This is a genomic window from Ramlibacter pinisoli, assembly GCF_009758015.1.
In the GTDB taxonomy this organism is placed as follows: Bacteria; Pseudomonadota; Gammaproteobacteria; order Burkholderiales; family Burkholderiaceae_C; genus Ramlibacter; species Ramlibacter pinisoli.
Genome location: NZ_WSEL01000009.1, coordinates 938,393 through 956,627, shown reverse-complemented (window position 1 = coordinate 956,627; position 18,235 = coordinate 938,393). Strand labels below are relative to the sequence as shown.

Below are 18,235 nucleotides of genomic sequence, written 5' to 3'. Positions count from 1 at the left end.
TCAGTGCGCTCCCGAACCCGCGGCGCCGTCGGTCCGGCCCGGCCCGCGGCCGGCGTCCCGGGGCACGATGGTGTGCGGCAGCCGGCCGTCGTCGAAGGCCTGCACCAGGGCGTCGCGGTGCTTGAGGACCGCGCGCTGGTTGATCGAGCCCTTGTCGGTGACCTCGCCCTGGTCGATGGACGGCGGCTCGCGCAGCAGGTGCAGCCGCGCCACCCGGTTGGCGCTGCCCGTGCCCTGTGCCGCCAGGGTGTCGGCGAGCTGCTGGAAGTGCGCCACCACCGGCGCGCTGGCCAGGACGGCGTCGATCGCGGCCCCGTCCGGCAGGCCGGCGAGCCGGCGGATGGCGGGCGCGGGCACCAGCAGGGCGCCCACCTCGTGCCGGTTCAGTCCGGTGATGACGGCGTCCTGCACGTAGGGCGCACCGGCCGCGACGATGCGCGCGCGCAGGGGCCCGACGCTGACGAAGGTGCCGGTGGCCAGCTTGAAGTCCTCGGCGATGCGGCCATCGAAGCGCAGCCCGCGGTGCGGGTCGGCGTCGTCGATCCAGCAGACGGCGTCGCCGGTGCGAAAGAACCCTTCCTCGTCGAAGGCCTCGGCGGTGGCTTCCGGTGCGCGCCAGTAGCCGGGCGTGATGTTGGGGCCGCGGTAGCGGATCTCCAGCTTGCCGTCGGTGGGCACGAGCTTGAGCTCCAGGCCGGGCGTGGGCAGCCCCACGTGGCCAGACTGCACGTCGTGGCTGGTGACGAACAGGCCGAACGGCGACGACTCGGTCATGCCCAGGCCGCACGTCATCACGATGCGCTCGCCGATCTCGGCCTCCTGCACCGCGTGCAGCAGGTCCCAGATGGGCTGGGCGAGGGCGGCGCCCGCGTAGAAGAACATGCGCACCCGCGACAGCAGGTTGCGGCGCAGCACGGCGTCGGCCTGCATCGCGTGCGCCAGCGCCTCGAAGCCGGTCGGCACGTTGAAGTAGACGGTCGGGGCGATCTCGCGCAGGTTGCGCAGGGTCTCGGGCATCTGCGCCGGTGTCGGCTTGCCGTCGTCGATGTGCAGCGTGCCGCCGTTGACCAGCACCAGGCCGAAATTGTGGTTGCCGCCGAAGGTGTGGTTCCAGGGCAGCCAGTCCACCAGCACCGGCGGCGCCTCCAGCAGCACCGGCATCGACTGGCGCATCTGCTGCTGGTTGGCGCACCACATGCGGTGGGTGTTGACCACGGCCTTGGGTAGCTTGGTCGAGCCCGAGGTGAACAGGAACTTGGTGATGGTGTCCGGCCCGGTCCCCCGCATCGCGGCGTCCACCGCGTCGGTGGGCGGCGTGTCCAGCAGGGCGGCCCAGCGCGTGGCGGGGCGGCCCGGCAGCTCGCCGCCGCCCAGCACCACCTCGACGTCGGTCGGCACGGCGGCGGCGATCGCCCGGCCGTAGCGCGCGCCGTCGGCCGCGAACACCAGGCCGGGCGTGAGCGTGCCCAGCACGTGGCGCAGCTTCTCGTGGTCCTGGCTGAGGGTGGAATAGGCCGGCGACACCGGGCAGTACGGGACGCCGGCGTACAGGCAGCCCAGCGCCAGCAGCGCGTGCTCGAGCGAGTTCTCGCTCAGGATGGCGACCGGCCGCTCGGCCGACAGCCCACGGTCGAGCAGGGCCTGGCCGATGCTGCGCGCCGCCTGCAGCGCCCGCGCATACGAGATGCGGCGCCAGTCGCCGGTGCTGCCGTCGGCCAGCCGTTCGCGCCGGGCGATGAAGGTGCGCTCGGGGGCGGTGGCGGCCCAGTGCAGCAGGTGGTCGGTCATGCGCGCCGCGCACGGCTGCAGGGGCTGCTCGGCGCGCAGGTAGCGCACCCCGCCGGCACCTTCGCGCACCTCGACACGGGTGACGCCGAAGGCGAGCGGACGGTAGCGGGGGGACGTGGCGGCGGCCATGCGCGCTCAGCCCTTGGCGACCTTGGCGGCGCGGCCTTCGAGGAAGGCGCGCACCCGCTCCTTGGCCTCCGGCGCGCTCTGGACGATGGCCGACATCAGCGCCTCGGTCAGGTAGCCCTGGTCGGCCGGCTGTTCGGCGATGCGGGGCAGGGCATGCATCAGGGCGTAGTTGGTGAGCGGCGCGTTCTGCGCGACCCGCCCGGCGATCTCCAGCGCCCTGGCCAGCGCCTGGCCGGCCGGCACCAGGTACTGGGCGAAGCCGGCGCGCTCGCCGTCCTGCGCGTTGTAGACGCGGCCGGTGAGCATCATGTCGGTCATGCGCGCCACGCCGATCAGGCGCGGGATGCGCACCGAGCCGCCGCCGCCGACGAAGATGCCGCGCGAGCCCTCGGGCAGGGCGTAGAAGGTGGTGTCGTCGGCCACCCGGATGTGGCAGGCCGCCGCCAGCTCCAGCCCGCCGCCCACCACCGCGCCGTGCAGCGCCGCGACCACCGGCACCGGGCCGAACTGCACCTGCGCCAGCGCCTCGTGCCACAGGCGCGAGTGCCGCATGCCGGCGCCGGCGTCCCGCTCCTGCAGCTCCGACAGGTCGAGGCCGGCACAGAAGTGGTCGCCCTCGCCGTCGACGACGGCGGCGCCGATGGTGGAAGGCAGCGACTGGAAGGCGTCGCGGATGGCCAGCACCAGGCCGTCGTTGAGCGCGTTGCGCTTGGCCGGCCGGGTGAGCCGGATGACGGCCACGGCGCCGTGGTGCTCGATGTGGAGATCGGGGGTGGAGGTCATTGCGGTCCCTGCGGAGTGCAGGCATTATTGGTTATTGGTCATAACCAAAACAAGCCCGCCGCACTGGTACTAACCCTGAGAGGATCGCCGCCGCCATGGACCACGCCAACCTCGTCGCCATCGACGTCCACACCCACGCCGAAGTCAGCTGCTGGAACCCGTTCGACAACTACGGCGAGGAATACGACCGCGCCGCCGACAAGTACTTCCGCAACAGCCGCCGGCCGACCATCGCCGAGACGGTCGCCTACTACCGGGAGAAGAAGATCGGGCTGGTGATGTTCACGGTCGACAGCGAGTCGCAGCTGGGCCGGCGCCGCATCCCGAACGAGGAGATCGCGCAGGCGGCGCGCGAGAACGCCGACATGATGATCTGCTTCGCCAGCATCGACCCGCACAAGGGGAAGATGGGAGCGCGCGAGGCCGAGCGCCTGATCGCCGAACACGGCGTCAAGGGCTTCAAGTTCCATCCCACCGTGCAGGGTTTCCATCCCTACGACCGGATGGCCTGGCCGCTGTACGAGGTGATCAACGCGCACAAGATGCCAGTGATCTTCCACACCGGCCACAGCGGCATCGGCTCGGGCATGCGCTGCGGCGGCGGCCTGCGGCTGGAGTACAGCAACCCCATGCACCTGGACGACGTGGCCATCGACTTCCCCGACATGCAGATCGTCATGGCCCACCCGAGCTTCCCGTGGCAGGACGAGGCGCTGTCGGTGGCCACGCACAAGCCCAACGTCTGGATCGACCTGTCGGGCTGGAGCCCGAAGTACTTCCCCCGGCAGCTGGTGCAGTACGCCAACACACTGCTGAAGGACCGGGTGCTGTTCGGCAGCGACTACCCGCTCATCACGCCGGAGCGCTGGATGAAGGATTTCGAGGACGCGGGGTTCAAGCCCGAGGTGATGCCGGGCATCCTGAAGGGCAACGCGGTGCGGCTGCTCGGGCTGGCCTGAACCAGGGTGGCGCATCGGCCGCCGCGCCGGCACCGGCGCGGTGCATCTGCGTGCGGACGGGCCTGCGGTCAACCTTCGAGTTGTGCCGCAAACCGGGGCCATGCGCAAGCGCTTTTCGCGACCTTGCACGAGCTGTTGCGCGTCTGCACGCACAGGGCGTAAAGAGTGGGCTCAAGACGAACTTTGGCGCTTCATTTTTCTCTATGGTTCACCTACAGTGAAGTCACGCATCGTCCTACACGCAGGTACTACCTCGACAAGGGGCCTGCGCTAAAGTGGTTCCGAACATCACTGGCGCGGTCCATCCCGCGCCGGTACCCGCCGCAGAAGGAGTTCTCATGGATGTGGTTCGCAATTTCCTCGCACGCTACGAGCAGACTCGCGAGGAAGAGATGTCGCTCGAGGACTACCTCGAACTGTGCAGGAAGGACCCCCTCGTCTACGCCACCGCCTCCGAGCGCATGCTCGCCGCCATCGGCGAGCCGGAGATGGTCGATACGCGCCACGACTCGCGTCTGTCGCGCATCTTCGGCAACAAGGTCATCCGCATCTACCCGGCCTTCAAGGACTTCTACGGCCTCGAGGAGCCGATCGAGCAGGTCGTCTCGCACTTCCGCCATGCCGCCCAGGGCCTGGAGGAGAAGAAGCAGATCCTGTATCTGCTCGGCCCGGTGGGCGGCGGCAAGTCGTCGATCGCCGAGCGCCTGAAGCAGCTGATGGAGCAGGTGCCGTTCTACGCGCTCAAGGGCTCCCCGGTGAACGAGTCGCCTCTGGGCCTTTTCAGCAACGAGGAGGACGGCCCGCTGCTCGAGCAGCAGTTCGGCATCGCGCGCCGCTACACGCAGAAGATCATGTCGCCGTGGGCCGTCAAGCGGCTCGAGGAGTTCGGCGGCGACATCCGCAAGTTCAAGGTCGTCAAGCGCTACCCGTCGGTCCTCAAGCAGATCGGCATCGCCAAGACCGAGCCGGGCGACGAGAACAACCAGGACATCTCGTCGCTGGTCGGCAAGGTCGACATCCGCAAGCTCGAGACCTACGCGCAGGACGACCCCGACGCCTACAGCTACTCCGGTGGCCTGTGCCTGGCCAACCAGGGCCTGCTCGAATTCGTCGAGATGTTCAAGGCGCCGATCAAGGTGCTGCACCCGCTGCTCACGGCCACCCAGGAAGGCAACTTCAAGGGCACCGAGGGCTTCGGCGCCATCCCGTTCGACGGCATCGTCATGGCCCACTCGAACGAGAGCGAGTGGAAGGCGTTCAAGAACAACAAGAACAACGAGGCCTTCCTCGACCGCATCTACATCGTGAAGGTGCCGTACTGCCTGCGCCTGACCGAGGAGGTCAAGATCTACGACAAGTTGCTGCGCAACTCCTCGCTCAAGGACGCGGTGTGCGCGCCCGGGACGCTGAAGATGATGGCCCAGTTCTCGGTGCTCACCCGCCTGAAGGAGCCGGAGAACAGCAGCATCTTCTCCAAGATGCAGATCTACGACGGCGAGAACCTCAAGGACACCGACCCCAAGGCCAAGAGCTACCAGGAGTACCGCGACTACGCCGGCGTCGACGAGGGCATGACCGGCATCTCCACGCGCTTCGCGTTCAAGATCCTGTCCAAGGTCTTCAACTTCGACTCCAACGAGATCGCCGCCAACCCGGTGCACCTGATGTACGTGCTCGAGCAGCAGATCGAGCGCGAGCAGTTCCCGCCCGAGACCGAGCAGAAGTACCTGTCGTACATCAAGGAGCACCTGTCGGCCCGCTATGCGGAGTTCATCGGCAAGGAGATCCAGACCGCCTACCTCGAGTCGTACTCGGAGTACGGGCAGAACATCTTCGACCGCTACGTCACCTACGCCGACTTCTGGATCCAGGACCAGGAGTTCCGCGACACCGACACCGGCGAGATCTTCGACCGCTCGGCCCTGAACGGCGAGCTCGAGAAGATCGAGAAGCCGGCCGGCCTGTCCAACCCGAAGGACTTCCGCAACGAGATCGTCAACTTCGTGCTGCGCGCGCGGGCCAACAACGCCGGCAAGAACCCGGTCTGGACCAGCTACGAGAAGCTGCGCACCGTCATCGAGAAGAAGATGTTCTCCAACACCGAGGACCTCCTGCCGGTGATCAGCTTCAACGCCAAGGCCAGCGCCGATGAGCAGAAGAAGCACGAGGACTTCGTCAACCGCATGGTGGAGAAGGGATACACCCACCGCCAGGTGCGGTTGCTGTGCGAGTGGTACCTGCGCGTTCGCAAGAGCTCGTAACCTTTCGGCCTGACAACAGACGGAGCGGCGCCCCCAGTGGCATCCAGCAACCGATCGGAGCGCTCCGCGCTCCACCAAGTCATCGACCGGCGCCTGTCGGGCAAGAACAAGTCGATCGGCAACCGGGAGAGGTTCCTGCGCCGCTACCGCGAGCAGATCCGCGACGCGGTGCGCAAGGCCGTGGGCGACCGCAGCATCCACAACATCGAGGACGGCGCCGACATCAGCCTTCCCAAGCGCGACGTGTCCGAGCCGGTGTTCAGCCACGGCCCGGGCGGCTCGCGCGAGATGGTGCACCCGGGCAACCAGGAATACCTGCGCGGCGACCGCATCCCGCGCCCGCGCGGCGGGCAGGGCGGCGGGGGCGGCAGCGGCGCCTCGCCCGACGGCCAGAGCGAAGACGACTTCACCTTCCGCATCACGCGGGAGGAGTTCATGAACTACTTCTTCGACGACCTGGCGCTGCCGCGGCTCATCCGCACGCAGCTGCTGGCCGATGCGCCGGAGTGGAAGACCCGTCGCGCCGGTTTCGTCTCCGAGGGCAACCCCACCAGCCTGCACGTGGTCCGCTCGATGCGGGTGGGCCTGGCGCGGCGCATCGCCATGGGCGGCGACGCCCGGCGCCAGTTGCGCCGTGCCGAAGAGCACCTGGCCCTCGTCGAGGCGCGCGGCGACACCCCGGCGCCCGAGATCGCGGCGCTCAAGGTCGAGATCGAGGCGCTGCGCGCGCGCTTGAAGCGCGTCCCCTTCCTCGACCCGTTCGACCTGCGCTACCGCAACCGCATCCGCGAGCCGCTGCCCACCAGCAAGGCCGTGATGTTCTGCCTGATGGACGTCTCGGGCTCCATGGACGAGTCGCGCAAGGACCTGGCCAAACGCTTCTTCATCCTGCTGTACCTCTTCCTCACCCGGCACTACAAGCAGACCGACGTCGTCTTCATCCGCCACCACACCCAGGCGGCCGAGGTGCCCGAGGACGAGTTCTTCCATGCCACCGAATCCGGCGGCACGGTCGTGTCGAGCGCGCTGACGCTCATGCACGAGATCATCCGCGAGCGCTACATGGGCAGCGAATGGAACATCTACGGCGCCCAGGCGTCCGACGGCGACAACTGGCAGCAGGATTCGTCCAAGTGCCGCGAGCTGCTCGACGGCAAGCTGCTGCCGCTGTGCCGCTACTTCGCCTACGTGCAGGTGGCCGACGAGGACCAGAACCTGTGGGAGGAGTACACCCGGGTGCGCGACTCCAACGTCAACTTCGCGATGCAGAAGATCGTCACGCCGGCGCAGATCTTCCCGGTGTTCCGGGACCTGTTCAAGAAGAACCCCATCGGGGTACCCGCCTGAGGAACCGCTGATGTCCGCTGTCGTCAACGAGGCGCCCGTGCGGGGCGCCAACCGGCTGCCGAATGCGTCCGACTGGACCTTCGAGCTCATCGACGAGTACTTCAACGCGATCCGCAAGACGGCCGATCGCTTCAAGCTCGACACCTACCCGGTGCAGCTGGAGGTCATCTCGGCCGAGCAGATGCTCGACGCCTACGCCTCGGTCGGCATGCCGGTCAACTACCGGCACTGGTCGTTCGGCAAGCAGTTCATCTCCAGCGAGAAGAACTACCGCCGCGGCCACATGGGGCTGGCCTACGAGATCGTCATCAATTCGGACCCCTGCATCGCCTACCTGATGGAGGAGAACACGCTGCCCATGCAGGCGCTGGTGATGGCGCATGCGTGCTTCGGCCACAACTCGTTCTTCAAGGGCAACTACCTGTTCCGGATGTGGACGGACGCCTCGTCCATCGTCGACTACCTGGTCTACGCCAAGGGCTACATCGCCGAGTGCGAGGAGCGCCACGGCCTGGAAGCCGTCGAGGAGGTGCTGGACGCCTGCCATGCGCTGATGAACTACGGCGTCGACCGCTACCGCCGGCCGCAGAAGATCAGCATGGTCGAGGAGGAAATGCGCCGCAAGGACCGCGAGGCCTACCTGCAGCAGCAGATCAACGACCTGTGGCGCACGCTGCCGCGCCAGCCGGGCAAGGAGGCCAAGAAGGAACGCCGCCGCTTCCCCGAGGAGCCGCAGGAGAACCTGCTGTACTTCATCGAGAAGAACGCGCCGCTGCTGGAACCCTGGCAGCGCGAGGTGGTGCGCATCGTGCGCAAGGTGGCGCAGTATTTCTACCCGCAGCGCCAGACCCAGGTGATGAACGAGGGCTGGGCCACGTTCTGGCACTACACCCTGCTCAACACCATGTACGACGACGGCCTGCTGGCCGACGGGTTCATGCTGGAGTGCCTGTCCTCGCACACCAACGTGGTGTTCCAGCCGCCGGTCACCGACCCGCGCTATTCGGGCATCAACCCCTATGCGCTGGGCTTCGCGATGTTCACCGACCTCAAGCGCATCTGCGTCGCCCCGACGCAGGAGGACCGCGAGTGGTTCCCCGACATCGCCGGCAGCGACTGGGTCAAGACGCTCGACTACGCGATGCGGCACTTCAAGGACGAGAGTTTCATCGGCCAGTACCTGTCGCCACGCCTGATGCGTGACTTCCGGCTGTTCTCCATCGTCGACGACGCCTCCCAGCGCGAGCTGGAGGTGGCCGCCATCCACGACGACATGGGGTACCGGCGCGTGCGCGAGGCGCTGTCCAAGCAGTACGACCTGAACTGGCGCGAGCCCAACATCCAGGTCTGGAACGTCAACCTGCGCGGCGACCGCTCGCTCACGCTGCGCCACGTGCGCCACCACGACCGCCCGCTCGACAACGGCGCCGAGGAAGTGGTCAAGCATGTCGCCCGGCTGTGGGGCTTCCGGGTGCGGCTCGAGAGCGTGGACGCGCACGAGCGCGTGCTGCAGCACTGGGAAGTGACCCCGGCTTCAACCCACTGAGCTCCCCTCGACGGGATCGCGCCGGGATTCGGAAGAGTCATGCCGGGCCCAGCCCGGCAAGCAGGTTTCTTCTGGGGACGCGCCGCCTCAGGGCATCTTCTCGATGACCTTGGCCATCTCGTCGCGGCTGAGCGCGCGCAGGGTCTGGACGCGCACATTGCCGGCCGAGGTGATGGCCAGGGTGTAGGCCACCATCGAGGCCTCGTCCTTGGCCTCGCACTGGAGCACCAGGTCGTACTTGCCGAGCGTCCAGGAGATGTCCTTGACCTGCACCCCGAAGCGGGTCGCCAGTTCGCGCGCGGCGTCGGCACGCTTGACCGTGTCCTTCACGGTGCGCATGCCCTGGTCGGTGAAGGTCGCCAGACCGATGAAATTGGCCATGGTCATCTCCTGGAGGTTCGAAGGGGGCGTGACAGTAGGTCGCGCGGCCGGCCGTTGCAAGTGCGGCCGACGCACGGTCCCTGCGGCCGGGCAGGCAGCGCCCGGCGCCCCGCTTCAGCAACCCGAGGTGCTCAACCGCCGACCTGGCGGCGCAAGCTGTCCCAGGAGCACAGCCGGCCGGCGAGCGCGCTGGCCATCACGGTCGGGGGGCTCGCCAGCCAGACCTGGCCGGGCCCCGAGCGGCCGGGGAAGTTGCGGTTGATGGCACTGACGGTCACCTGCGCCGCATCGGTCGACGACCCGGGGCCGCAGTTGGCGCAGGCGCCGCACGAGGGCTGCAGGATGCGCGCACCGGCGGCGGCGAACACGCGGTCGTAGCCACGCTCGCGGCAATAGTCGCGCACGGCGGTCGTGCCGTACTGCAGGAAGAGCTGCACATGGCCGGGCACGGCCAGGCCGTGTTCCAGGCCCCAGGCCAGCACGGCGTGGTAGTGGTCGAAGTCCTCGCGCTTGCCCGCCGTGCAAGAGCCGCCGTAGGCGATGTCGATCGCCACCGGCCCGGGCAGGTCGTCGAGGGCGGTGCCATTGCCGGGGTCGCCGGGCGCGGCCACCATGGGCGACAGCGCGCCGCAGTCGACGCGGATCACGCCGGCGTAGGCGGCACCGGCATCGCTGTGCATCCACGGCTCCAGCGCGACCTCGACCCCGCGGCGCTCGCGCAGGAAGCGCACGGTCCGGGCGTCGGGCGCGACGATGCCGGTCAGCCCGCCCAGCTCGGCCGTCATGTTGGTGAGCGTGGCGCGCTCGTCGACGGAGAAAGCCTCCACCACCGGGCCGCGGAACTCGAACACCTTGCCGACCCCGCCGCCGGTGCGGATGTCCGGGTGCGCCAGGAGGTGCAGCAGCACGTCCTTGGCCGTCAGCCCGGCCGGCAGGCGGCCCTCGAGGTCGATGCGCAGCACCGGCGCCAGCGTGGTGCGCACCGCGCCGGTGGTGAATGCGTTGGCCATGTCGGTGGTGCCGACGCCGAACGCCACGCAGCCCAGCGCGCCGCTGTGCGGGGCGTGCGAGTCGGTGCCCACGACCACCTGGCTGGGCAGGGCGTAGTGCTCGGCCACCATCGCGTGCGAGATGCCGGCGACGTTGCTGCCGTCGTCGCGTGCCGCCTCCTCGTCGGTGAGCGTGCGGTGCGAGCGCAGGCCGTGGCGGGCGACGAAGGCCCGCTGCGCCTCGCACATGGCCCGCATGTTGGGGACGAGCCCCGCCTTCAGGTGCGCGGGGCTTTCGGCCACGTACGAGGTGTGGTCCTCGAACACCACGATGCTCTCGCGCGCCTGCAGTGCCAGGTCGGCGCCGAAGGTGGTGTCCAGCAGGTGCGCCGCCATGCCGGTGTAGTACTCGTGGATGAAGCGCCAGTCGGCCCGCACGAAGCAGCCGTCGCCCTCGCGCGGGTCGCTGGGCGTGACCGGCGTGGCCAGCAGGTGGCGCCGCATGATCTTCTCGTACAGCGTCATCGGCCGCGTGCCGTCGGTGAACGGCACCGGCCGCGCCTGGCGCAGGTGGGCCTGGCCGAACCGCAGCAGGCCGCCGCTGCGCAGGATCGCGGCCGCCAGCGGCTCGCGGCCGGCCAGCAGTTCGTCGATGGTCACCGGTTCGCCGCGCGCCAGCCGCCCGGCCAGGCCCGGGTTGGTCGACGTGAACAGGCCGATGTTGTCGGCGTTCTGGCGGTAGATGCGCTCGAAGCTCTCGGCGATCACCAGCCGGATGCCGGCCGCCCGCTCGGCCGCCGGGCTGTGCTCGCGCGACGAGCCCTTGCCGTAGCGCCGCCCTGCCACCGTCACCTGGACGCCTGCGGCCTGCACCGCACCGGCTTCCACCGGCGCCTGGCCGCCGCACTGCAGGCCGGTGTAGGCAAAGCGGGCCAGCCGGGCGTCGTAGTACGACAGGATGGCCACCGGCGTGATCTCGTCGGTGGAGACGTCGTGCCGCAGCGGGCCGGCGTCGGCGGGCGCCAGGGCCTCGCCCGCGAGCTGCCGGCGCACCAGCGCGGGATCGTCGGCAAGGAACAGCAGGCGCGCAGGGGCGCCGGAATCGAACAGCGATGTCATGAACGTCCCTTGTCGGTGGCGAGATGGTCCACCAGCAGCTGCGCGGCCGGTGTCAGCGACTGCGCGTCCCGGAAACACAGGATGAAGCGCCGCTCGGCCCAGGGCTCGGCCAGGCGGATGACGCGCAGGCCGAAGGCGTCGGCGTGGTGCGCCGCCACCTCGTGCGGGACCAGGCTGATGGCCAGCCCGGCGCGCACGACGCGCAGCGACGCCTCGAAGTTGGTCACGACCACGCGCCGCCGCAGCGGCCGGCCCAGCCGCGCGGCCTGCCGCTGCAGCATCACCTGCACCGCGCTGTTGACCGGCAGGCTCACGTGCTCGAAGTCCAGCGTCTGCTCGAAGGTCACCTGCTCGTACCGGCCGAGCGGATGGCCGGCCGGCACCACGATGCCCAGCCGGTCGCTGCGGTAGGGGCGCGACTGCAGGCTGCCGACATCGGCGGCGTCCCAGCACACACCCAGCGACGCGTGCCCTTCGCGCACGCCGCGCACGATCTCGGGGCTGACGCGTTCCTCCATGTCGACCTGGATCGCGCGGTGCGCCGGCTGCTGCAGGAAGTTGGCGACGTCGTCGGCCAGCGACTCGGTCATCGCCGACACGCTGGCCAGGATGCGCACCTGGCCGCGCGCGCCGCCGGCGTAGTTCTGCATGTCGGCCTCGATGCGTGCCGCGCTGTCGAGCATGGCGCGCGCGTGCTCGAGCAGCGTCTGCCCGGCGGCGGTGGGTTCCACCCCGTGCCGCTTGCGCACCAGCAGAGCGGTGCCGACCTGGTCTTCCAGCTGGGCCAGCCGCTTGCTGATGGCCGAGCCGACGATGTTGGCCCGCTCGCCGGCACGCGCGATGTTCCCGGTCTCGCAGACGGAGACGTACAGGCGCAGGGTGGTCAGGTCGAGGTCGCGCACGGCCGGGGTAGATGTTCCAATTTGGAACGGTGGACTTCTCATAATGAGATGTCGTGTCGTTTCGGAAATTCTAAACTCGGGGGCATGACCTCCTCGATCGCCTCCAACCCCCTGCCGCGTCGCGTCGTCGTGCGCGAAGTCGGCCTGCGCGACGGGCTGCAGATCCTGCAGCGCGTGGTGCCCACCGCCACCAAGCTCGAATGGATCCGCGCCGCCTACGAGGCCGGCCAGCGCGAGCTGGAAGTCGGCTCCTTCGTGCCGGCGCGCCTGATGCCGCAGCTGGCCGACACGGCCGAAGTGCTCGCCTACGCCAGGACCCTGCCGGGGCTGGTCGCCTCGGTGCTGGTGCCCAACCTGAAGGGCGCCGAGCGCGCCATCGCGGAGGAGGCCCACGCGCTGCTGGTGCCCCTGTCCGCCAGCCATGCCCACAGCCTGGCGAACCTGCGCAAGACGCCGGACGACGTGGTGGCCGAGATCGGCCGCATCCGCGCCGCGCGCGATGCCGCCGGATCGCACACCCGCATCGAGGTCGGCATCAGCACCGCCTTCGGCTGCACCATCCAGGGCCGGGTCGAGGAGGACGAGGTCGTGCGCCTGGCGCAGGCCGTCCTGGATGCCGGCGCCGAGGCGGTGAGCCTGGCCGACACGGTGGGCTACGCCGACCCGGCGCAGGTCAGCCGTCTCATCGGCAAGGTGCTGCGCGCCGTCGGCGACAAGCTGGAGACCGCGCACTTCCACGACACGCGCGGGCTCGGCCTGGCCAACTCGTATGCCGCGCTGCAGATGGGCATTTCCCGCCTCGATGCCTGCCTGGGCGGCATCGGCGGCTGTCCGCACGCGCCCGGCGCCAGCGGCAACGTCGCGACCGAGGACCTGGTGTACCTGCTGGCCAGCATGGGCATCGAGAGCGGCCAGGACTTCGACGCCCTGGTCGCCCTGCGCGGGCGGCTCGCGACCTGGCTCGATGGCGAGCAGCTGCACGGCACGCTCTGGCGCGCCGGCCTGCCCCGCACGATGCGGCCCCAGGCCGAGGCGGTGGCGGCATGAGCACCGGACAAGCGACGCGGCAGGCGCCGCAACCGCTGGCCGGCCTGCGGGTGGTCGAGTTCACCCACATGGTCATGGGCCCCACCTGCGGCATGGTGCTGGCCGACATGGGCGCCGAGGTCGTCAAGGTCGAGCCGATCGACGGCGACCGCACCCGCCACCTGCTGGGCGCGGGGGCCGGCTTCTTCCCCATGTTCAACCGCAACAAGAAGAGCATCGCGCTCGACCTGCGCAGCCCCGACGGCGCCCGGGTGGCGCGCGACCTGTGCGCGCAGGCCGACGTGGTGGCCGAGAACTTCAAGCCCGGCACCATGGCCAAGTACGGCCTCGACTACGCCAGCCTGTCGCGCACCAACGAGAAGCTGATCTACGTCAGCCTCAAGGGCTTCCTGCCCGGGCCCTACGAGCACCGCACGGCACTGGACGAGGTGGTGCAGATGATGGGCGGGCTGGCCTACATGACGGGGCGCCCGGGCGACCCGCTGCGCGCCGGCACCAGCGTCAACGACATCATGGGCGGCATGTTCGGGGCCATCGGCGCCCTGGGCGCGCTGGTGCAGCGCGGCATCACCGGCCGCGGCATGGAGGTGCAGAGCGCCCTGTTCGAGAACAACGTGTTCCTGGTCGGGCAGCACATGCTGCAGTACGCCATCACCGGCACGCCGGCCGACCCCATGCCCAACCGCATCTCGGCCTGGGCGGTGTACGACGTCTTCACCGTCAAGGGCGGCGAGCAGATCTTCCTGGCGGCCGTGAGCGACGGGCAGTGGAAGACCTTCTGCGACGCGCTCGGCTTCGCCGATCTGCTGGCCGACGCCGCCTTCGCCACCAACAACGACCGCGTGCGCCAGCGCGCGCGCCTGTTGCCGATCCTGCGCGAGCGGCTGGCCACCCGGACCGCCGCCGAACTGGCCGCCCTGTTCGAGCAGAACGGCCTGCCGTTCGCGCCGATCCGCAAGCCCGAGGAACTGTTCGACGACCCGCACCTGCTGGCCACCGGTGGCCTGGCCGACGTGCGCATCCCCGACGGCCCCAAGGCCGGCGAGAGCGCCAAGACGACGCTGCTGCCGATCACCCTGGCCGACAGCCGGCTGGGCGTGCGGCTGGACCCGCCGCGCATGGGCGAGCACACGGCCGACCTGCTGCGCGGCCTCGGCTACACCGACGCCGACATCGCCACGCTGCGCGAGCGCCGCGCGGTCGCCTGAGCCGGCGAATCTGCGATCATCACGCCCCCAAGGAGACTCCCGCATGACTTCTCGTCCTTCCGCCGGCCGTCGCGCGCTGCTGGGCGCTTCGGCCGCGGCGCTCGCCGCCGGTGCCTGGCCCTTCGCCGTGCAGGCCCAGTCCGGCACCGTCAAGTTCATCCTGCCCAACGCCACGGGCTCGGGCGTGGACGCCATCACCCGCTCGGCGTCGACGGCGCTGGGCAAGGCCCTCAATGCTTCCGTCGTGGTCGACAACCAGCCCGGCGCGGGCGGCGTGGTCGGCCTGCAGGCGCTGGCGCGCTCGGCGCCCGACGGCAACACGCTGTCGATGGTCTCGAACAACGTGGTGATCTTCCCCAGCGTGCTGAAGTCGCTGCCGTTCGACATGCCGGGCGACTTCACGCCGATCGCGGTCGTCGGTGCCACGCCGATGGTGCTGGTGGTCAACCCGACCAAGCTGCCGGTGAGCAACCACAAGGAGTTCCAGGCGGCGCTCAAGGCCAAGCCGGGCCAGTACAACTTCGCCTCCGGCGGCAACGGCACCATCCTGCACCTGGCCAGCGAGCTGTACCTCGAGGAAGCCGGGGTCACCGCCAAGCACATCCCCTACAAGGGCGTGGGCCCCATGGTCACCGACCTGATCGGCGGCCAGGTCGACTTCGGCACCGCCGCCCTGCCCAGCGTGCAGGCCCACATCAAGAGCGGGGCGCTGCGCCCGATCGGCATGCTCTCGCCGCAGCGCACGCAGGCCGCGCCCGAGATCCCGACCTTCGCCGAGCAGGGCCTGACCAATTTCGCGGTCGAAGCCTGGTTCGCCGTCATCGGCCCCAAGGGCCTGCCGGCCGCCCAGGTCAAGAAGGTCCACGACGCCGTCGTCAGCGCCTTCGCCGACCCGGCCGTCAAGGAGGCGATGGCCAAGCAGGGCAACAGCATCAACATCAGCACCCCGGAACAGGCGCAGGCCGCGTTCAGGAAGGAGCTGGCGAAGTACGCGGCGCTGGTGAAGAAGGTGGGGTTGGAGCCGCAATAGCGGCTCGAACCACGGCACCAGGCAGGGAACCCCCTCACCCCAACCCTCTCCCCGAAGTCCCCAGGCAGGGAACCCCCACTCCCCAACCCTCTCCCCGAAGTCCCCAGGCAGGGAACCCCCACTCCCCAACCCTCTCCCCGAAGTCCCCAGGCAGGGAACCCCCTCACCCCATCCCTCTCCCCCGAGGGGGAGAGGGGGCGGGGCTTGAAGGTGCAGTGGCCGCGCTGCCTTACGGGATTGTGCTGGCGGCCGAGGCCGCGATGGGGGTCAATCCTCACGTGGGAATGAAGGTCAAGGCTGGAGCCGCAACGGCCCTCCGGCCAGGCACGTCATGCCGGGCTCGACCTGAGGAGACGTCATGCCGGGCTTGACCCGGCATCCATCTCCGGTACACGGACGCGCCTAGGCCTGGCGCGGGAGCTGGATTGCGGGTCAAGCCCGCAATGACGAGACCTTTCGAAGAGCCCATCTCGCGACCCGGACCAGCGCCTCCCTCAAGACTTCGGGGATGCCTTCCTCGACGCTTGAACAGCGCCATCCAGCTGCGCAGGCCGCATGCATGTCGCACGCAACCTGGAGCGGCGATGGCACCTTGAAGCTCCGCCCCCTCTCCCCCTCGGGGGAGAGGGTTGGGGTGAGGGGGCTCGCTGCTTGGGAATTCGGGGCTTGGGGTCCGGGGTTATCCCGTCTTGATCACCGTGATGTGCTCCGTGCCGCTCTCCGGCAACCACACCTCCCCCTTGCGTCCCAGGATCTGCCGCACGTTGGCCGATTCCCTCGGGAGGGGGTGCGACTCGAACTTTTCCGTCTTCGGGTCGAAGGCGACGATGGCGTTGGCGCCCCATTCGCTCAGCCAGACGATGTCGCGCTCGTCCACGTACACGGCGTAGGCGCGCGGGCTGGCGCCGGGCAGCTTCCAGGTGCGCCAGCTGCGCGCGGCGGGGTCGTGCATGGAGACGTTGCCGCTGTTCCATTCGCTGACCCAGATGCGGCCACGGCTGTCGCTCCAGACGCGGCGCGCGCCCTGGTCCTTGGTGGGCGGCTCGGCGACCGTCGATTCGCCGGTGGCGCGGTCGATCCGGGCGATGAACGATCCGGCCAGCGAGCACCACCAGACGTCGCCGGCCGGCGTGCTGCAGATGCCATAGGGCCCGCGGCCGCGCGGTGCCTGCTTCGCGGTGACCTCGCCGGTCTTCACCGCCACCTTGCCCAGCCAGCCGCTCTGGCCGGTGAACCACAGGTCGCCGGCGCCGTCGAAGGCCGCGGTGTTCAGGTTGGCGTAGGGCGTGCCCGGGGGCAGCGGGAACACCTGGACCTTCCGGTCGGGCCAGCCGACCCGCACGATGGCGTTCTGGCCGCCGTCGGTGAGCCAGGCCGCGCCGTCCGGGCCCTGGATCACGCCGTGCGGGCTGGAGCCCCCGCCCAGCGAGACGAGGTCGGTGCGGCCGGTGGACGGCTCGAACCAGCCGAGGTGGCCGCTGGCCTGGGCCGAGAACCAGACGCCGCCGTCCGGCGCGGGCGCGACGTCGTGGATGCCGGTGCGGCGGTTGGTGGCGAGCTTCCAGCCCTGCAGGGTCGCGGCGGCCCGGGCGGGCAGGGCGGCCGCCAGGGGCAGCAGGGCGCTGGCTTGGAGCAGGGCACGGCGGGTCGGGTCGGACATGCGGAGCCTCCGGGGTCAAGTTCGTGTCGGCGATTCTGTTCCTGCGCGGCGCGCTAAGCTTGCGGGTTGGACCCAACCCCAGCACAACCACAATCAATGACCAGCAGACGTCATCTCCTCCTGGGCGCCGCCGCCGGCGTCGCCGCCCCGCTATGGCCGAGCCTGGCCCGCGCGCAGGCCAAGTTCCCGACCAAGCCCCTGCGCATCGTGGTGCCGAACGCGCCCGGTGGCGCCGCCGACATCACCGCCCGCACCGTCGGGCAGATCATCTCGACGGCGCTGGGCCAGCCGGTGGTCATCGACAACAAGCCGGGCGCCGGCGGCGTCAGCGCGGGGGAACAGGTGCACCGTGCCGAGCCCGACGGCCACACGCTGCTGCTGGTGTCCAGCGGCACGGCGGTCAGCGAATCGCTCTTCAAGACGCTGCCGTTCGACACCGAGAAGGATTTCGCGCCGGTTTCGCTGATGGCCACCTTCGACCTGGTCATCGTCGCGGCCGAGGGCGGCAAGTTCAAGACGCTGGCCGACGTGCTCAGCTACGCCAAGGCCAACCCGGGCAAGCTCAACGTGGGCACGCCCCAGATCGGTACCACCCAGAACCTCGCGGCCGAGCTGTTCAAGGGCTCGGCCGGCATCGACGCCCAGGTCGTCCCCTTCAACGGCACGCCGCCCGTCATCACCGCGCTGCGCGGCGGACAGATCGACATCGCGCTCGACATCCTGGGTCCGCTGCAGGGCCAGATCGGCTCCAAGGCGCTGCGCCCGCTGGCCGTGCTGGGCGAGAAGCGTGCCCCGACCCTGCCCGACGTGCCCACCGCGCGCGAGACCGGCGGGTCGCTCGCCACCTTCAACACCACCTCCTGGAACGGCCTGTCCGTGCCCGCCGGCACGCCGGCGGCGGCGGTCGAGCGGCTGAACAAGGAAGTGAACGCCGCGCTCGCGCGCCCCGAGGTCAAGCAGAAGCTGGCCGAACTGGGCCTGTACGCGCAGGGCAGCACGCCGGCGCAGCTGCAGCAGGTGCTGCTGGCCGACATCAAGAAATGGGGTGGCGTGATCGAGCGCGCCAAGATCCCGAAGCAGTGAGCA

General features: G+C 69.8%; 14 protein-coding genes. 8 read left to right on the top strand and 6 right to left on the bottom strand.

What is annotated here, in order from left to right; translation table 11 throughout:
• Both GON04_RS18980 and GON04_RS18975 read right to left on the bottom strand, forming a co-directional pair.
• Positions 1 to 1,917, bottom strand: coding sequence for a feruloyl-CoA synthase (locus tag GON04_RS18980; RefSeq protein ID WP_157399582.1), 1,917 nt, complete (start codon positions 1,915 to 1,917; stop codon positions 1 to 3).
• 6 nt (positions 1,918 to 1,923) lie between these two features.
• Positions 1,924 to 2,700 carry a crotonase/enoyl-CoA hydratase family protein gene (locus GON04_RS18975; protein ID WP_157399581.1) on the bottom strand — a complete coding sequence of 259 codons (777 nt, stop codon included), beginning with the start codon at positions 2,698 to 2,700 and terminating at the stop codon, positions 1,924 to 1,926.
• A 95-nt stretch (positions 2,701 to 2,795) separates the two neighbouring features.
• On the opposite strand from GON04_RS18975, the gene GON04_RS18970 reads away from it, so the two are divergent.
• The 4 genes from GON04_RS18970 to GON04_RS18955 all read left to right on the top strand — a co-directional run bounded on the left by GON04_RS18970 (position 2,796) and on the right by GON04_RS18955 (position 8,813).
• Positions 2,796 to 3,659 carry an amidohydrolase family protein gene (locus tag GON04_RS18970; RefSeq protein ID WP_157399580.1) on the top strand — a complete coding sequence of 288 codons (864 nt, stop codon included), beginning with the start codon at positions 2,796 to 2,798 and terminating at the stop codon, positions 3,657 to 3,659.
• A 338-nt stretch (positions 3,660 to 3,997) separates the two neighbouring features.
• Positions 3,998 to 5,920 (top strand): PrkA family serine protein kinase, encoded by a 1,923-nt coding sequence (locus tag GON04_RS18965; protein ID WP_157399579.1) that lies wholly within the window; start codon positions 3,998 to 4,000, stop codon positions 5,918 to 5,920.
• A gap of 36 nt (positions 5,921 to 5,956) precedes the next feature.
• The gene (locus GON04_RS18960; protein WP_181653660.1) at positions 5,957 to 7,267 is read left to right on the top strand and encodes a DUF444 family protein; all 1,311 of its coding nucleotides are present in this window, start codon (positions 5,957 to 5,959) and stop codon (positions 7,265 to 7,267) included.
• Positions 7,268 to 7,277: 10 nt separating this feature from the next.
• Positions 7,278 to 8,813, top strand: coding sequence for a SpoVR family protein (locus GON04_RS18955; RefSeq protein WP_157399578.1), 1,536 nt, complete (start codon positions 7,278 to 7,280; stop codon positions 8,811 to 8,813).
• A gap of 87 nt (positions 8,814 to 8,900) precedes the next feature.
• Here the strand turns inward: GON04_RS18955 and GON04_RS18950 are convergent, their stop codons facing one another.
• From GON04_RS18950 to GON04_RS18940, 3 genes are all read right to left on the bottom strand, one after another.
• Positions 8,901 to 9,194 (bottom strand): GYD domain-containing protein, encoded by a 294-nt coding sequence (locus tag GON04_RS18950; RefSeq protein WP_157399577.1) that lies wholly within the window; start codon positions 9,192 to 9,194, stop codon positions 8,901 to 8,903.
• Positions 9,195 to 9,325: 131 nt separating this feature from the next.
• Positions 9,326 to 11,302: an aconitase family protein gene (locus tag GON04_RS18945; RefSeq protein ID WP_157399576.1), complete on the bottom strand. Its 1,977-nt coding sequence runs from the start codon at positions 11,300 to 11,302 to the stop codon at positions 9,326 to 9,328.
• Positions 11,299 to 12,204, bottom strand: a complete 906-nt coding sequence (locus GON04_RS18940; RefSeq protein WP_181653659.1) for a LysR substrate-binding domain-containing protein — start codon at positions 12,202 to 12,204, stop codon at positions 11,299 to 11,301. Before GON04_RS18940 ends, GON04_RS18945 begins: the two co-directional genes overlap by 4 nt.
• An 84-nt stretch (positions 12,205 to 12,288) precedes the next feature.
• Here GON04_RS18940 and GON04_RS18935 point away from each other — a divergent pair, with 84 nt between their 5' ends.
• The 3 genes from GON04_RS18935 to GON04_RS18925 are packed head-to-tail and all read left to right on the top strand — an operon-like array spanning position 12,289 to position 15,489.
• Positions 12,289 to 13,251: a hydroxymethylglutaryl-CoA lyase gene (locus tag GON04_RS18935; RefSeq protein WP_157399574.1), complete on the top strand. Its 963-nt coding sequence runs from the start codon at positions 12,289 to 12,291 to the stop codon at positions 13,249 to 13,251.
• Positions 13,248 to 14,459 (top strand): CaiB/BaiF CoA transferase family protein, encoded by a 1,212-nt coding sequence (locus tag GON04_RS18930; RefSeq protein ID WP_157399573.1) that lies wholly within the window; start codon positions 13,248 to 13,250, stop codon positions 14,457 to 14,459. Before GON04_RS18935 ends, GON04_RS18930 begins: the two co-directional genes overlap by 4 nt.
• A gap of 43 nt (positions 14,460 to 14,502) precedes the next feature.
• Positions 14,503 to 15,489 (top strand): Bug family tripartite tricarboxylate transporter substrate binding protein, encoded by a 987-nt coding sequence (locus GON04_RS18925; protein ID WP_157399572.1) that lies wholly within the window; start codon positions 14,503 to 14,505, stop codon positions 15,487 to 15,489.
• Between the two features lie 679 nt (positions 15,490 to 16,168).
• On the opposite strand, the gene GON04_RS18920 is transcribed toward GON04_RS18925, so the two are convergent.
• A complete protein-coding gene (locus GON04_RS18920; protein ID WP_157399571.1) occupies positions 16,169 to 17,149 on the bottom strand; it encodes a Vgb family protein in 981 nt (326 codons plus the stop codon).
• 96 nt (positions 17,150 to 17,245) lie between these two features.
• Here GON04_RS18920 and GON04_RS18915 point away from each other — a divergent pair, with 96 nt between their 5' ends.
• Positions 17,246 to 18,232: a Bug family tripartite tricarboxylate transporter substrate binding protein gene (locus tag GON04_RS18915; RefSeq protein WP_157399570.1), complete on the top strand. Its 987-nt coding sequence runs from the start codon at positions 17,246 to 17,248 to the stop codon at positions 18,230 to 18,232.
• Positions 18,233 to 18,235 lie beyond the last annotated feature (3 nt).

Bases quoted from the DNA above. Each gene is read 5' to 3' on its own strand.
- GON04_RS18980 (WP_157399582.1), bottom strand. From the start codon at position 1,917: ATGGCCGCCGCCACGTCCCCCCGCTACCGTCCGCTCGCCTTCGGCGTC.
- GON04_RS18975 (WP_157399581.1), bottom strand. From the start codon at position 2,700: ATGACCTCCACCCCCGATCTCCACATCGAGCACCACGGCGCCGTGGCC.
- GON04_RS18970 (WP_157399580.1), top strand. From the start codon at position 2,796: ATGGACCACGCCAACCTCGTCGCCATCGACGTCCACACCCACGCCGAA.
- GON04_RS18965 (WP_157399579.1), top strand. From the start codon at position 3,998: ATGGATGTGGTTCGCAATTTCCTCGCACGCTACGAGCAGACTCGCGAG.
- GON04_RS18955 (WP_157399578.1), top strand. From the start codon at position 7,278: ATGTCCGCTGTCGTCAACGAGGCGCCCGTGCGGGGCGCCAACCGGCTG.
- GON04_RS18950 (WP_157399577.1), bottom strand. From the start codon at position 9,194: ATGGCCAATTTCATCGGTCTGGCGACCTTCACCGACCAGGGCATGCGC.
- GON04_RS18945 (WP_157399576.1), bottom strand. From the start codon at position 11,302: ATGACATCGCTGTTCGATTCCGGCGCCCCTGCGCGCCTGCTGTTCCTT.
- GON04_RS18935 (WP_157399574.1), top strand. From the start codon at position 12,289: ATGACCTCCTCGATCGCCTCCAACCCCCTGCCGCGTCGCGTCGTCGTG.
- GON04_RS18930 (WP_157399573.1), top strand. From the start codon at position 13,248: ATGAGCACCGGACAAGCGACGCGGCAGGCGCCGCAACCGCTGGCCGGC.
- GON04_RS18925 (WP_157399572.1), top strand. From the start codon at position 14,503: ATGACTTCTCGTCCTTCCGCCGGCCGTCGCGCGCTGCTGGGCGCTTCG.
- GON04_RS18920 (WP_157399571.1), bottom strand. From the start codon at position 17,149: ATGTCCGACCCGACCCGCCGTGCCCTGCTCCAAGCCAGCGCCCTGCTG.
- GON04_RS18915 (WP_157399570.1), top strand. From the start codon at position 17,246: ATGACCAGCAGACGTCATCTCCTCCTGGGCGCCGCCGCCGGCGTCGCC.